Below are 14,632 nucleotides of genomic sequence, written 5' to 3'. Positions count from 1 at the left end.
GGGCGGGCGGTGTGCTGCGCATCGTGCGGGGCGACCGGCTGGGTCAGTTCTTTGTCGCGCCGGCGAGCATGCCGGCGACCAGGAACCGTTGGGAGAACAGGAAGACGACCAGCACGGGGACGATCGCCAGCAGCGTGGCCAGGGCCAGTTCAGGACGCTCGACCTGCAGCGTGCTGGCCGTCGGGTTGAACTGCGGGACGGAGTCGAGCAGCGTCCCCAGGCCGACCTGGACCGGGAACTGGTCGCTCTGCGGCAGCATGACGTACGGCAGGTAGTAGTTGGTCCAGTTGGCGACGAAGCTGAAAAACCCCACCAGCGCGACGACAGGTGCCGCGAGCGGGAGCGCCACCCGGCGGAAGACGCCGAATTCCGAGCAGCCGTCCAGCCGTGCCGCGTCCAGCAGTTCCCTGGGCAGGGCGGTGCTGAAGTAGATGTAGGTCAGGTACACCCCGAACGGGTAGAAGGCGTACGGCAGGATGATCGACCACATCGAGCCGATCAGGTGGACCGCGTTGACCTCAAGGAACAGCGGCACGACCAGCGTGGCGTTCGGCATCAGCATCACCACGAGGGTGGCGACCAGCAGCGCGCGCCGGCCGCGGAACTCCGTCATCGCCAGCGCGTAGCCGGCCGGCACCGCCACGCACAGGGTGATCACCAGGGCGAGGAACGAGTAGACGGCCGAGTTCCGCAGCCACATGAAGATCGCGTCGTCCTGATAGGCGGTCAGGGCCTTCCAGTTGGCGTGCAGCGCGTGCAGGGAGCCGAACGACAGCGGGTTGTTGTGCACCAGCTGGTCGTCGGTCTTGGTGGCCGCCAGCAGCAGCCAGAGCACCGGCAGCACGAAGAAGACCACGAACAGCAGGAGCACCAGGGCCGGGAGCGGGTTGGGGCGCCCGCGCACGGGGCGGCCGGACCGGGTCCGGTCCGCTCGTCCGGGCACCTGCCCGCTGCCCGAGGATGTGGCGACCGCAGGCCGCCGGATGTCAGTCCGCATCGAAGAACCCCGATCTGGCCACGAAGACCCCCGCCACGACCAGCCCGACCACCAGCAGTTCCACCGACACGGCGGCTGCGGTGTTGACGTCGTTGTTCTGGAACGCGAAGTCGTACGCGAGCTGGTTGAGGGAGTAGTCCCGGCCCGCGACGCCGACGCTCGCCTGGGACAGCAGCTGCGGTTCGACGAACAGCTGGGTACCGCCGGCGAAGGCGAGGATGACCATGTAGACGATCCACTTGCGCAGCAGGGGGATCTGGATCCGCCAGGCGGTCTGCCAGGCCCCCGCGCCGTCGATCCGCGCAGCTTCCAGGACGTCCTGCGAGATGTTGTTCAGCGCCCCGTACATCACCACGATCCAGCCGCCGGCCCCGGTCCAGAAGGCGATCAGGGTGAACAGGATCGGCAGGTGCCCGGGGGCGATGACCTCGCCGAAGGTGTCGTACCCGAAGGCCCGCAGCAGGAAGCCGACCGGGCTGACGGTGGGGTCCAGCACGAACAGCCACACCATCACGCTGGCCGCCCCGGCGAGGGCGCCGGGCACGTAGTACAGGAACCGCAGCGCCCTGCTGACGCCGCTCAGCGCCAGGCGGTGCAGCAGCAGCGCCAGCCCGACGACGAACACGACCAGGGACACCAGCCACCAGACCAGATAGAGGGCCACGTGCTCGACGGCGGGTGTGAAGCGGAAGTCGTCGACGGCGGTCGAGAAGTTGGACAGGCCGCTGAAGGTGCCGCCGCCGTCGGTGAAGGCGAAGTAGATCGCGTAGCCGGTCGGTATGACCCCGAAGGCGATCAGCAGGACCGTGTAGGCGGCGACGAAGCCGTGCCCGGCCCGGCCGGGCCACAGCGTGCGCGCGCTGCGCACCGGTGCCCGGCCGGCCTCGGTGGGTTGCGCCGTCACTGGGTTGTGACCTTGTAGCCGGCGGCGCGGGCGTAGTTGGCGATCGCCGTCTGCCAGGCCGGCAGCAGGGACACGATGGACTTGCCTGCCGTCAGCTGCGGGGTCACCGTGGCGGCCCAGACGGCCTCCTGGCTGAACTGGCCGTAGCCCCAACCGGGCCAGACCTCGTCCGCCGCGGCCTGCAGCGGCGCGGAGATGTCGCCGGTGAAGTAGCCGGAGGAGGCCTGCTTGGCCAGCCAGTTCTTGGCCGCGGCGGCGTAGGCCGGGTAGCCGGGTGCGAGCTTGGCCTGGTAGTCGTCCGACGTGGTCACCCAGGTGAGGAAGGCCGTGGCGGCCTTGAGGTTCGCGCTGTGCGCGGACAGCAGCCAGGTCCCGCCGCCGACGTTGCCTGCCGTGCTGCCGCTGTCGGCGGACCACTTGGGCATCGGCGAGACGGCTATCTGGTGTGCCGGCGTCTTGAACGACCCCTGGAACAGGGCGCCGCCGAACCAGGAGGGGCCGGGCAGCATGAGGATCTTGCCGGCCTCGTTCTTGTCGAAGTCCGAGCTGAAGACGCTGCTCATGGACATCGTCTTGTTCTTGATGAGGGTGTCGAGCAACGACGCCATCCGCGTGCAGTTCGCGCTGCCGGTGCTGACCGTCACCGCCTTGGGACCGGTGATCTGGTTGGCCCCGCACTTGCTCGGCCACATGTACAGCTCGGGCGCCCAGGTGTCGCCGGCCGAGCCGACCAGGTAGCCGGGGTGCTCGGTGGCCACCTTCTCCCCTAGGGCCTGGTACTCCTCCCAGGTCTGCGGGACCTGGTATCCCCACTGCTTCATCAGCGGGGCGTTGTACCACAGCACCGTCTGGGCGAGGTCGTTGCGCAGGCAGTACAGCGTGCCGTTGACCGTACAGGGGGTGTTGGCGCCCTTGGCCCAGCCCGCCAGCGTCGACTGCGGTATCAGACCCTTGTTCAGCGGAGCGGTGAATCCGGCGTCGACCGCCCAGGTGGTCTCGTTGTTCTGCGAGCTGAACACCACGTCGGGCCAGCCCTTGCGGGTGCGGTTGAACAGGCTCACCTTGGTGCGCAGGTAGTTGGAGCCGTTCGCGTCACCGTCGTAGCTGACGATGTTCATCTTCACGTCGGGGTGCTGCTGCTGGTAGAGCTTGGCGGCGTCCATACGAGAGGCGTCCACCCACACCGTCAGGGCGCCGCCTGTCTGCTTGACGGGCTTGAAGCCGCCTTGGGAACCGCTGTTGTTGCTGCCTCCGCCGCAGGCGGCGACCGTGGCCAGCACCAGGGCGCCGGCCACGGCCAGCATGCCGGTGCGTCTGCGGTTGCCGCGGGTTCCGTTGGGTGTGTTCGCGCCGACCGCGCGGACCTTGGCTGTCATGAACAACTCCACTACGTCGTGGGGCCCGTCCATCGCTGGGACGCGGGCCGGGATATGTCGCACTCCTGGAGGGGAAGGCAGACAGGTGGGAGCTCGGTGGTCACCGGGACGAAGCCGTCCCGACCTGAACTTTTCAGGCGAAGCAGCATCGCGCTTTGATCACACATAACAAGCGCCAGGCCCCGGTCGAGTCAACAGGATGAGCATGGTTATTTCCAAGATCTTTTAACGCGACCGACTCACAACCGCCAGCTTTTGACCGTTTTACACTTATTTACGACGAGCGTGAGGGGGAAATGAGTCCTACATATATCGCCGAGATGAACCTCCGTTGTATGCTGCGGCGTAATGTCGGACTGGCCGCGTACCGCGTGGCTGACGACGGGAGATGAAGGAGGCGGGTCGTTGGACGGCAACCCCGTACTTGCGGCGACCGGCAGCTCCGCATCGGCGCCGGCGGACACGCAGGACACCGTGGCCTATCGACCCGGCTACGAACGCGTGGCCGAGGAGATCCTGCGGCTCATCGCCGAGCTGAAACTGCAGCCGGGTGACCGGATGCCCACGGAGAACCAGCTCGCCTCGCGCCTGGGCACCAGCCGGACGGTGGTACGTGAAGCCGTCAAGATCCTCTCGGCCATCGGACGGATCCGCGCGCAGAAGGGCCGCGGCCTGTTCGTGGCCAACGACGAAGGCATGCTGGGCTCGTCGCTGTGGGGGAGCTTCTTCCTGCCGACCGACCTCGACCACGTCTACCGCCTGTTCGAGTTCCGCCGGGTGCAGGAGGCCGCGGCCAGCCGGCTGGCCGCAACACGTGCGACGCCGGCCGACCTGCGCGCGATCGAAGAGGCCGCCGAGACATGCAGGGAAGGCCATCTGACCGGCCAGCGCGAGCTGTTCGACCGCGGCGACGACGAATTCCACCTCAGCGTCGCCAAGGCCTCGCAGAATCCGTTCCTGGTGGACGCGGTCCGCGAGGCCCGGCGTCTCCAACGCCAGTCCAGCACCATCGGGTTGCACGGTACGGTCGGCGGCCATGCCGAGGAGGCGGTGGCAGAGCACGCCGCGATCTACCAGGCGATCAAGGACGGCGACGCGGAGGCCGCAGCGCAGGCGGCCACCCTCCACCTGGACCAGACGCTGGAAGACTACCGCCGCGAGATCCAGCGCCGCGTGTTCGGCTGAGCCGCAGCCGGGTTCCACCCCTGCACGCCGTCGACGCCCTCGCGTGCCCTCCCGAGTCGGCAAGCGGCGCACGCGCCATGCCGCGTTGCCCCGTGCAGCGCACTTCACCTGAGCACCGAGGAGACGATGCGTCATGGAATCCTGCCCACCCCTGCCCGACACCGCGGAGGTGCTGGCACGGATCCGGTCCGCATCCGTCGTGCCGGTGCTGGTCGTCGACGACGTGCAGGCGGCGGCACCGCTGGCGGAGGCCCTGGCGGAGTCCCGGCTGCACTGCGTCGAGGTGACCCTGCGCACCGAGGCCGGCCTGCGGGTCCTGCGCAGGCTGGCCGACCGTCCAGAACTGCTCGCCGGCGCCGGCACCGTCCTGGAACCGCAGCAGGTCGACCAGGCGGTGCAGGCCGGAGCGCGCTTCGTCGTCTCGCCCGGCCTGGACCCGGTGGTCGTCGAGCGGTGCCTGGAGCTCGGCGTGCCGGTCCTGCCCGGAGTCGCGACGGCCGGGGAGGTCCTTCGTGCGCGCAGGTTCGGGCTGCCGGCGGCGAAGTTCTTTCCCGCCGAGCAGTCAGGCGGTGTGCCCGCGCTGCGGGCATTCGCCTCCGCCATCCCCGACATCGCCTTCATGCCGACCGGAGGCATCGGCCAGGACAACGCCGCCGCGTATCTGGACGAGCCGTCGGTGCTGGGGGTCGGCGGCAGCTGGATGGCGCCGCGCGATCTCCTGGCCCGGCGCGCGTGGGACCGGATCCGCACGCTGTGCGCGCAGGCCGCGCAGCTGGCGGCGACCACTGCGGGGAGGCAGTCCGCATGACCGGAACGAGCATGCCGGGACTGGTCACCCTCGGAGAGACCATGGGACTGGTCACCGCTGGTGAGATCGGCTCCCTGGAGTACGCCCGCACGTTCACCTACGGCATCGGTGGCGCCGAGAGCAACGTGGCCATCGGAGTGTCCCGGCTGGGCGTACCCGCCACCTGGATAGGCCGGCTCGGCGCCGACGCGACGGGGGACATGATCGAGCGCCGCCTGCGGTCCGAGGGCGTCACGGCCCTCGTGGTCCGTGACGGGTCCTTCACCGGGCTGATGGTCAAGCACCGCCGTTTCGGCAGCGCACTGTCGGTGGACTACCACCGCGCGGGGAGTGCCGGATCCCGCCTGCGCCCGGGGGACATCCCGCAGGGCTGCGTCGAGGCCGCGGGGGTCCTGCACGTCACCGGTGTCACGACCGCGCTGTCTCCCTCGGCCTGCGACACGGTGTTCGGCGCCGTCACCCGGGCACGGGCCGCCGGGGTACCGGTCAGCGTCGACGTCAACTACCGCCGCAAGCTGTGGAGCCCCGAAGCAGCCGGCCCTACGCTTCGGCGTCTCGTCGCGCGCGCCGACGTGGTGTTCGCGGGCGTGGAGGAGGCGCAGCTGGTGCTCGGTGCGGACGGTGAGTCCTCGGCCGCCGCTCTGGCGGAAGGGCTGGCCGCACTGGGGCCGGCCCAGGCGGTCATCAAGGACGGGGCGCGGGGCTGCACGGCACGTATCGAAGGCACCGACCACCGGCTTGCCGCTCTGCCCGCCGAGGTTGTCGACCCTGTCGGCGCCGGCGACGCGTTCGTCGCCGGATACCTGGCCGAACTCCTGGCCGGCCGGAGCGCGTCGGAGCGGCTGCGGACGGCTGTCGCCGCCGGCGCGTACGCGGTGAGCGTGCCGGGGGACTGCGAAGGGCTTCCCCGGCGACCGGAGCTGGCCGCTCTGGCGTCCGTCCAGGACGTCACACGGTGAGCAGGCCTTCCGCCGCACGGGGCACTCCATCAAGAAGGAAATTTTCCCACCACTCTTGACGCCCTGAACGCACAGGAGTTACCTACTTCACACAACGGCGGGCAGACAGCATGCCTGCCCGCGCCGCACCGACCCTGCTTCCCAACCCGCCACGGCTGCACGGCTCGTGGTCATCAACCGACCTCCTTCCCGCGCGGACGGGGTTCGGTAGCAGGCACGGCTCCCCCCACGACTCGGCCCAGGAGGTCGACACACCATGGTCAACAGCAATGCGAGAGCCAGGCGCTGGATCGCACGGTCGCCGCTCGGCAGAGTGTTAGCGCTAACAGTCTCGGCCCTGCTGCTTTCCGTCTGTGCCTCGCTGGTCGCCCCAGGCGCGGCTCAGCCTGCTGCCGCGTTGGGCAACGGGTTGGCGCTGACGCCGCAGATGGGGTTCAACGACTGGAACGCGTACGGGTGCAACGTCTCTGAGTCGCTGATCAAGTCCACGGCGCTGGCCATGCACGACAACGGCATGCAGGCCGCGGGCTACACCTACGTCAACATCGACGACTGCTGGATGACCCACACCCGGGACTCGTCCGGTCGGCTGGTCCCGGACCCGGCGAAGTTCCCTGACGGCATCAAGGGCACGGCGGACTATGTGCACTCTCTTGGCCTGAAGTTGGGGATCTACGAGGACGCCGGCACTGCGACGTGTGCCGGGTACCCCGGGAGCCTGGGACATGAGACCACCGACGCGGCGACCTTCGCCTCGTGGGGTGTGGACTACCTGAAGTACGACAACTGCAACAACAACGGTGTGCCGGGGCAGTCCCGGTACACCGCGATGCGGGACGCGCTCGCCGCGACCGGCCGGCCGATCCTGTACAGCCTGTGCAACTGGGGCCAGGAGAACGTGTGGACCTGGGGCGCCGGAGTGGGCAACAGCTGGCGCACCACCGGTGACATCAACGCGAGCTACTCCAGTATGCTGTCGATCTTCCACAGCAACGTGGGTCTGGCCTCCTACGCCGGTCCCGGTCACTGGAACGATCCGGACATGCTGGAGGTCGGCAACGGATCCCTGACCGCCACCGAGGCCCGCACGGAGTTCAGCCTGTGGTCCGAGATGGCGGCTCCGCTGATCGCGGGTACCAACATCGCCTCCGCCAGCTCCACCACCTTGTCCATCTACACCAATTCCCGGGTTATCGCGGTGGACCAGGACTCGCTGGGCAAGCAGGGCACCCTGGTCTCGTCGGGGGGTGGCCTGGACGTGATGGCCAAGCCGCTGTCCAACGGCGACGTGTCCGTGGCGCTGTTCAACGAGACCGGATCGACCGCGACCATCAGCACCACAGCTGCCGCGATAGGCAAGACCGGCGCCTCCGGCTACAACCTGACCGACCTGTGGTCCGGGGCGACGTCCACCACCTCGGGCGCCATCAGTGCCTCGGTGCCCGCGCACGGCACGGTGATGTACCGAGTCGCGGGCGGCACCACCGGCGGCGGGACCGGCACCACTGGTGCGTTGCATGCGGTGGGTGCGGGCAAGTGCCTGGAGGTGCCGAACTCGTCGACCACTGCGGGCACGCAGGTGGACATCCGGGACTGCGCAGGCACGCCGAACCAGACCTGGACCCGTACGTCGGGCGGGCAGTTGGCCGTCTACTCCGGCAGCTCGCAGATGTGCCTGGACGCGTACAACAACCAGACCACCGCCGGCACCAAGGTCGAGGTCTGGTCCTGTAACGGCCAGGCCAACCAGCAGTGGAGCGTCAACTCCAACGGCACCGTCACCGGTACCCAGTCCGGACTGTGCCTCGACGTCACCGGAGCCTCCACCGCCAACGGCGCCCTCGCCGAACTGTGGACCTGCAACGGCGGCAGCAACCAGCAATGGACGCTGGGATAACCCGAACCCAAGATGACCGCTCCCCCGGCCTACGACGAGGCCGGGGGAGCGGAGGCACTACTGCTGCCGGTTCAGCTCCACTTCTGGTTGCTGCCCCCATTGCAGGCCCACAGCTCGATCTTCGTCCCGTTGGCGGTGCCGGCGCCGGTCGCGTCCAGGCACAGCCCGGACTGGACGCCGACGATGGTGCCGTCGGAGTTGACGCGCCACTTCTGGTTGTCGCCACCCCAGCAGGAGTAGATCTGCACCTTGACGCCGTTGCCGGTACCGGCAGCGTCCAGGCACTTGCTCCCCAGGATCTGCAACTCGCTGTCGGAGGTGTAGGTCCACTGCTGGTTGGCCTGGCCGCTGCAGTCCCACAACTGCAGTTGGGTGCCATCGGTGGTGGTGGAGTTGGGCACGTCCACGCAGCGCCCGGAGGCGACACCCTTGATCGCCCTGGTGCCGCCGTTGGTCGGCGGTGTGGTCGGCGAGGTCGGCGTCGTCGTCGTGCCGCCGCCGTTGAGGGTGTTGAGTACGGCGGTGTAGGCGGACTTGGCGTTGCCGTTGCTGTCGAAGAGCAGGGGGTTGTCGCTCGAGCGCCAGGAGTCGCTGTCGCGGATGCCCCAGACGGTGATTCCGGTGCAGCGGGCGACGTTCATGCAGGCCTGGACGGTGTTGGTGTAGTTCGTGGAGGAGGCTTGGGCGATGTCGAGTTCGGTGATCTGGACGTCGACGCCGAGGGCGGCGAAGTTCGACAGGGTGGTCTGGAAGCTGGAGGGGGGTCCTCCGGTCCCGAAGTGGCTCTGGAAGCCGACGCAGTCGATGGGCACGCCGCGGGACTTGAAGTCCTTGACCATGTTGTAGACGCCCTGGGTCTTGGCGTCGGACCAGTTCTCGATGTTGTAGTCGTTGTAGCAGAGCTTGGCCGAGGAGTCGACGGACCTCGCGGTGCGGAAGGCGTGCTCGATGAAGCCGTTGCCGAGCTTGTCCTGGAACGGCGAGCTGCGGTGCTGGCCGCTGCCACCGTCGGCGAACGCCTCGTTGACCACGTCCCAGGCGTAGATCTTGCCCTTGAAGTGCGTCATCTCCTGCGTGATGTGGTTGTCCATGGCGGACTGCAGATCAGACGCCGACAGCCCGGACACCCAGGAGGGCAGCTGCGAGTGCCACACCAGGGTGTGACCGCGCATCCGCTGGCCGTGGGCCTGGGCGTGGCTGACGATCTGGTCGGCGGGACCGAAGTTGAAGTTCCCCCGGGACGGTTCAGTGGTGTCCCACTTCATCTCGTTCTCCGGGGTGATCATGTTGAACTCCCGGTCGAGAATCGTGGAGTACGTCGAGTTGCCCAGCTTGCCCGCCGCCACCGCCGTACCGAAATACCGGCCCGACTGCGCAGCCGCGGAACCCAGCGAACTCGCCGCTGCGGCATGGGGCGCTGTCGTCGCCAGGGCGACGACAGCCAGTGAGGCGCTGACCGCCACTCCGGTGGCCGCGGCCACCGCCTTTCTGTGAACGCTTCGGTGCCTGTTGAGCCAAGACATGTCGGTAGGTGCTCCTTACGGTGGGGGGACAGGGCACAGACCGGAGGCCGGCGCCCGGCTGCTATCGGCGCACTGCCTGCATGGGGCGTAGGTGAGCGCTAACATCTTGCCGAACTTTGCCTCCGTGACTGAAACTTCCGAGAGCCCTGCGATCGTTTCGCGGCACCTTAGGGCGCCCATCTGAACGCGTCAATACATCTCGCACGGAGCCCCTCTCGTGCGAGGCGCGTGCGTGGGCGGTGCGCCCGCCCAACTCGCCCGGCCGGCAGCGCCGCGACCAGGGGCCGGGCGGATCGGAGAGCGATCGTCCTGATTCCGGCCGACGGCGGGTACCGAAAATCTCGACTCCCGAGCGTTGACGTTTCGAGCCCTGCGCGCGCACACTTGCGAACGTTTCGCGCACACCGGGCAGGGACGCGCTTCTGCCGAACCGTCGTCGCCTGCGAGACGGCTCGTTCCGTGATCTGTGCCCGGAGTTGTGTGGGAGCGCTCCCATCGCCGTCCCGAGAGGGGATTCCACGCTCTGCCTGTTCCTCTCCCCCCACCTCAGCGCCTGTCGAAGGGACAAGCATGTCGACACTTCAGCGAGCCTTCCGGTCGACCCGCAAGGCCGTGCTGTCAGCCGTCGTGGCGCTCGGCGTCGCCGTCGGCGGACTCATCGCCCTGACTGCTGCTCCGGCCGCCCATGCCGACACCCAGATCTGTGACCAGTACGGCTCGACCACCATCCAGGGCCGCTACGTGGTCCAGAACAACCGCTGGGGCACCACCGCGACCCAGTGCATCAACGTCACCAGCAGCGGCTTCCAGATCACCCAAGCCGACGGCACCGCCACCAACGGCGGTCCCAAGTCCTATCCGTCGGTCTTCTACGGCTGCCACTACACCAACTGCTCACCGGGCACCAACCTGCCCGCGCAGCTCAGCGCGATCAGCAGTGCGCCGACGAGCGTCTCGTTCAACTACGTCGGCAACGCCGTCTACGACGCCGCGTACGACATCTGGCTCGACCCGACGCCCAGGAAGGACGGCGTCAACAAGACCGAGATCATGGTCTGGTACCACCAGACCAGCCCCGTCCAGCCGGTCGGCTCCCGCGTCGGTACCGCGAACGTGGGTGGCCGCAGCTGGGACGTGTGGACCGGCAACAACGGCTCCAACGACGTGATCTCCTTCGTGGCTCCCTCGGCCATCGGCAGCTGGAACTTCGACGTCAAGGCCTTCGCCAACGAGACGATCAACCGGGGTATGGCCCAGAGCTCCTGGTACCTCACCAGCGTCCAGGCGGGCTTCGAGCCCTGGCAGAACGGCGCCGGCCTGGCGGTGACCTCCTTCTCGTCCTCGGTGAACATCGGCGGCGGCTCGACCACCGGCGGTACGACCACCGGCGGTACGACCAGTGGCGGCACCACCGGCGGTTCCGGTTCCCCGTCCTGCAAGGTCACCGTCACCCCGCAGACCTGGGCGGGCGGCTACACCGCCAACGTCACCGTGGCCAACACCGGGTCCAGCGCCGTCAACGGCTGGAAGCTCGGCTTCACCCTCCCGTCCGGCCAGTCGATCACCAGCGCCTGGAACGCGACCGTGTCGCCCTCCTCCGGGTCTGTCACCGCGTCCAGTCTCTCCTACAACGCCCAGATACCGGCCGGCGGTACGCAGTCCTTCGGCTTCCAGGGCACATACTCCGGCACCTACGCCCAACCTGCCGGCTTCACCCTCAACGGCACCTCCTGCTCCTGACCTCCAGCTGCGCCGCCCCCCACAGCGGGCGGCACAGCTGAGGCAGGAGGTGCGGCAGAGGCCCTTGACAAGAGCGCTGGATGGGTGGAGCGTTTTGCCCTGGACATCCCATGTATGTGGGGAACCACTCCGCTACTCCCTTCGGAAAGAACGGTAGTTAGCGCTAACAATGCAGGAGGTGATCTCCCCAATGGCGCCCAGCTCACGTGCCGGACTGTGCCCCTTTGATGAGCGTGGGTGACGGCCGGAGCGTCGGTCCCAGGCCGGGACGAGTAGGGCATGAACAGCAATCTCTCCTGCAGCACACCGAATCCGTGCACGCGGCACCCCCCACCGGTATTACTCGCCCCTGACGGAGTGTGAACCGTCCGACCGAGTGCGCGCTCGCATCGAGTCGGGAACCACCATTCCCGACCGGCGCGCAGACATCCCCCCACATGCGAGGAGAACGATTCGTGACGTCATGGCTCACTGGAGTGATGTCCCCTCCAGCGTCACCACCCAGCACCGGACCTTCAGGCGATGCGACCTCGGGGGGAGCGGCCCTGCCGCGGCCTTCCGCATGACCCCCCGGCGTATCGCACCGCAGGCCGGCCTCGTGCCGGTCTGAGCCGCCGGGGACGGGACCTCGGCGCGCGCCGCCGACGCTGCGCGATTCCTGCCTGCCAGCAGGCGGACCGTGTGGCGGCGCCGAGGTCCCTTTTCCTCCACCCGCCAAGGGACACATGACGATCAGCAGGCCGGTGTTCGAGCCGCCCGCTGTCCGGAAGGGAGACGTGCCGTGCAGCACGTAGCGTGGGAGGCGCCCACGGGCGCCCGGAGATGGACGATGTACCAGGGTTTACGGCCCGGGTCGGTCAGGATGATCGTGGCCGTGCTGGTGGCCGTCGCGGGCCTGCTGGCGGCGATGCTGGCGTTCCAGCCCGCAGCGGCTGCGGACAATCCGTACCAGCGTGGACCCGACCCGACGCTGGCCGGTGTGGCCGCCTCCAGGGGGCCGTTCGCCACGGCGCAGATGAGCGTCGCGCCGGGCAACGGATTCAACGGCGGCACGGTCTACTATCCCACCGACACCAGCGCGGGCACCTGGGGCGCGGTGGCGATCGTCCCCGGTTACACCGCCCTGTTCGCCGATGAGGAAGCCTGGATGGGACCCTGGCTGTCCTCCTTCGGGTTCGTTGTGATCGGCATCGAGACCAACAGCCGCACCGACTACGACGCCGCTCGGGGAACCCAACTCCTGGCGGCGCTGGACTACCTCACCCAGCGGAGTCCGGTGCGGGACCGCGTCGATACGAGCCGGCTGTCCGTGATCGGCCACTCCATGGGGGGTGGTGGCGTGGTGTACGCCTCCGAGCACCGGCCGTCGCTCAAGGCCGCGGTCGCCCTGGCGCCCTTCTCGCCGTCGCAGAACATGTCCACCGACCAGGTGCCGACGATGGTCATGGCCGGGCAGAACGACACCGTGGTCACTCCCTCGTATCTCGACGGCCTCTACGCCACCATGCCGGCCGCCGCCCAGAGCGACTTCGTGCAGATCGCCGGCGCCGACCACGTCTACTACACCCATCCGCAGAGCACCGAGATGCGCCTCCTGATCCCCTGGCTCAAGATCTTCGTCGACAACGACACCCGCTACACGCAGTTCCTGTGCCCGTCACTGGCCGATCCCAGCGGCATTTCGATCTACCACAGCAAGTGCCCCTACGTGCCCCCGGGCGGAACCACCAGCGGTGGGACAACCAGCGGTGGGACAACCACCGGTGGGACCACGACCGGTGGGACCACGACCGGCGGGACCACGACCGGTGGGACCACGACCGGTGGGACGGTCGGCGGCGGCACCACCTCCGGAGGCACCTCAGGGGGCGCTTGCACAGCGACGTACACGACCGTCAACACCTGGTCCGGCGGCTTCCAGGGCGAGGTCAAGGTCACGGCAGGCGGCCAGCCGATCAGCGGCTGGACCGTACGGTGGACGCTCGGCAGCGGCCAGAGCATCAGTCAGGTGTGGAACGGCGCCGTCACTACCAGCGGCTCTGATGTGTCGGTGGGCAACGTGTCCTACAACGGCTCACTGCAACCGTCCACGTCGACCACGTTCGGGTTCCTCGGCGCCGGGGCGCCCACCGACGCCTCGTTGAGCTGCACCAGTCCCTGACCCGTGCGGGACGGGGTGACAGAGAAGTCGTAGGGGTACTCAGTCCCGCATCGGCGAGAGCGCGCTGGATGGTGCCGCCCCCGGGTTGCGGCGGTGCGGCCCCCTGCTCGCCCGGCGCTCCGGGTGAGCAAGGGGCCGGCCGCACCGCTCCGGGGCGCGGTTCACCAGGGCGGGCCTTGCGGTGGCCGAGGTCCGACAGGTCGCGGACCGTCGGTGGATCAGGCCGTCCAGCCGGCATCGATCCGGAGTCCGAAAGCTCTGTGTGACGCACCTCTTGAGGTTCGGCACGAGAATGTGTCAGTCTCATTTCGGCACTCTCCGCCCCAGGTTTCTCCGCCCGCCCTTGTATCCCCACTGCATGCGAGCGCTCGCTTCCTCCAGTCCAGCTGGCGCCATCTGGAGCGCGCAAATCATTCCGGCACTTGTGATGCTTCGATCTTCTTTGGAAGAGACTGATTCATCGTCCGGAGCGGGGATGGCATAGGTGGTATAGCGATCGGCCCGCGGATGGGGCACACGCCGGCAGCGCGAGCCTCCCAGCCCGCGTAACCGACTTCTCACCCATGCAGAAAGAGAGCGGACCATGATCTTCCCCTCCCGTACGCGCCCGCACCGCAGCCGACCACCGAGAGCGGCTCTTGTCGCGGCGCTCGCCGTCGGCGCCGTGCTCGCCGCTCCGGCCGTGACGTCGCACGCTGCGACCATGACCACCCTTTACGCTTCCCCGGCCGGCAGCGGCACCGCGTGCTCCGCGTCAGCGCCCTGTTCTCCGGCCCAGGCGAAGACAGCGGTCGAGGCCATCGACGGGAACATGAGCGGTGACATCGTCGTGCAACTGGCGGGCGGCACGTACCGCATGTCGTCCCCGCTCGTACTGGGCAGCGCGGACTCCGGCAGCAACGGCCACCAGGTCATCTGGCAGGCGGCCCCCGGTGAGCAGCCGGTGCTGTCGGGTGGGCAGCAGGTGACGGGGTGGACGCTGAAGGACGCGTCGAGCAACATCTACGCCGCGTCCGTGCCGGCCGGTTCCGATTCGCGGCAGCTGTACGTCGACGGCGCTCTGGCGCCGCGGGCGGCGGTCT

The 14,632-nt window shown here is 68.5% G+C and carries 10 protein-coding genes and 1 pseudogene; 7 read left to right on the top strand and 4 right to left on the bottom strand.

Features of this window, described 5'->3' with window-relative positions:
• Positions 1-43 precede the first annotated feature (43 nt).
• The 3 genes from NFU81_RS33795 to NFU81_RS33785 are packed head-to-tail and all read right to left on the bottom strand — an operon-like array spanning position 44 to position 3,277.
• Entirely contained in the window at positions 44-997 is a 954-nt protein-coding gene (locus tag NFU81_RS33795) for a carbohydrate ABC transporter permease (protein ID WP_251498910.1), read from the bottom strand.
• Positions 987-1,901 carry a carbohydrate ABC transporter permease gene (locus NFU81_RS33790; RefSeq protein WP_422665360.1) on the bottom strand — a complete coding sequence of 305 codons (915 nt, stop codon included), beginning with the start codon at positions 1,899-1,901 and terminating at the stop codon, positions 987-989. The genes NFU81_RS33795 and NFU81_RS33790 overlap by 11 nt, the downstream gene beginning before the upstream one ends.
• On the bottom strand, positions 1,898-3,277 hold the full coding sequence (locus NFU81_RS33785) for an ABC transporter substrate-binding protein (protein ID WP_251498908.1): 1,380 nt from the start codon (positions 3,275-3,277) through the stop codon (positions 1,898-1,900). The genes NFU81_RS33790 and NFU81_RS33785 overlap by 4 nt, the downstream gene beginning before the upstream one ends.
• A 405-nt stretch (positions 3,278-3,682) precedes the next feature.
• Here NFU81_RS33785 and NFU81_RS33780 point away from each other — a divergent pair, with 405 nt between their 5' ends.
• The 4 genes from NFU81_RS33780 (at position 3,683) to NFU81_RS33765 (ending at position 8,126) form a co-directional block, all read left to right on the top strand.
• The gene (locus NFU81_RS33780; RefSeq protein WP_422665359.1) at positions 3,683-4,462 is read left to right on the top strand and encodes a FadR/GntR family transcriptional regulator; all 780 of its coding nucleotides are present in this window, start codon (positions 3,683-3,685) and stop codon (positions 4,460-4,462) included.
• Between the two features lie 133 nt (positions 4,463-4,595).
• Positions 4,596-5,270 (top strand): bifunctional 4-hydroxy-2-oxoglutarate aldolase/2-dehydro-3-deoxy-phosphogluconate aldolase, encoded by a 675-nt coding sequence (gene eda / locus NFU81_RS33775; protein WP_251498905.1) that lies wholly within the window; start codon positions 4,596-4,598, stop codon positions 5,268-5,270.
• Positions 5,267-6,229: a sugar kinase gene (locus tag NFU81_RS33770; protein ID WP_251498904.1), complete on the top strand. Its 963-nt coding sequence runs from the start codon at positions 5,267-5,269 to the stop codon at positions 6,227-6,229. Before eda ends, NFU81_RS33770 begins: the two co-directional genes overlap by 4 nt.
• Positions 6,230-6,485: 256 nt before the next feature.
• Positions 6,486-8,126: a glycoside hydrolase family 27 protein gene (locus NFU81_RS33765; RefSeq protein WP_251498900.1), complete on the top strand. Its 1,641-nt coding sequence runs from the start codon at positions 6,486-6,488 to the stop codon at positions 8,124-8,126.
• 71 nt (positions 8,127-8,197) lie between these two features.
• On the opposite strand, the gene NFU81_RS33760 is transcribed toward NFU81_RS33765, so the two are convergent.
• Positions 8,198-9,649, bottom strand: a complete 1,452-nt coding sequence (locus NFU81_RS33760) for an endo-1,4-beta-xylanase (protein WP_308208347.1) — start codon at positions 9,647-9,649, stop codon at positions 8,198-8,200.
• Between the two features lie 570 nt (positions 9,650-10,219).
• Between NFU81_RS33760 and NFU81_RS33755 the strand changes: the two genes are divergently transcribed.
• The 3 genes and pseudogenes from NFU81_RS33755 to NFU81_RS33745 all read left to right on the top strand — a co-directional run.
• The gene (locus NFU81_RS33755; RefSeq protein WP_251498897.1) at positions 10,220-11,389 is read left to right on the top strand and encodes a glycoside hydrolase family 12 protein; all 1,170 of its coding nucleotides are present in this window, start codon (positions 10,220-10,222) and stop codon (positions 11,387-11,389) included.
• An 829-nt stretch (positions 11,390-12,218) separates the two neighbouring features.
• Positions 12,219-13,550 carry a poly(ethylene terephthalate) hydrolase family protein gene (locus tag NFU81_RS33750; RefSeq protein WP_251498894.1) on the top strand — a complete coding sequence of 444 codons (1,332 nt, stop codon included), beginning with the start codon at positions 12,219-12,221 and terminating at the stop codon, positions 13,548-13,550.
• A 703-nt stretch (positions 13,551-14,253) separates the two neighbouring features.
• Positions 14,254-14,632, top strand: a pseudogene (locus NFU81_RS33745) (right-handed parallel beta-helix repeat-containing protein); the annotation flags it as partial.

The organism is Actinacidiphila cocklensis, assembly GCF_907177275.1.
Classification (GTDB): Bacteria; Actinomycetota; Actinomycetes; order Streptomycetales; family Streptomycetaceae; genus Actinacidiphila; species Actinacidiphila cocklensis.
This window is presented reverse-complemented; position numbering and strand designations above follow the sequence as displayed.